1 pseudogene is annotated in these 396 nt (G+C 66.4%); it reads right to left on the reverse strand.

The features are described from left to right. Window positions 1-352 (reverse strand): annotated as a pseudogene (locus tag EN925_RS39440) (DNA polymerase Y family protein); the annotation flags it as partial. Window positions 353-396 lie beyond the last annotated feature (44 nt).

A 396-nucleotide genomic window follows, 5' to 3' on the forward strand; every position in this document is an offset into this window, starting at 1 on the left:
TCGCGCCACCGCATGAGCAGCACCCCAGAGCACCCCAGCTATCCGCTATCGCTGCGCGCGCCGAGAAGCCGACCTGGCTGAGACGTTCGACCATATCGGCCAGCATTAACTGTTCGCCGCCATGAAGGTGGTCGGCGCCCGTGGTATCCATGACCAATCCGTCGGGAGGATCTGGGGCGACAATCGGCGCGTAGCGCCGCAAGGCCCACAGGGCCAAACGCTCCAATGCCTCCGCGTCGGCATCGGGTTCGGCCTCCATGACCGCCAGCCCCTGAATGAGCGCCTGTGCCTTCGTCGCCGGCATTCCCACCCGCAGGCCCGCTTCCACAGCCGCGCGATCTGTTGCTACCACCAAGCGACGGTTGCCTTGCTGCCCGACCAGCACCAAGGGCTGTC

Source organism: Mesorhizobium sp. M7A.F.Ca.US.006.04.2.1 (assembly GCF_004022915.1).
Classification (GTDB): domain Bacteria; phylum Pseudomonadota; class Alphaproteobacteria; order Rhizobiales; family Rhizobiaceae; genus Mesorhizobium; species Mesorhizobium ciceri.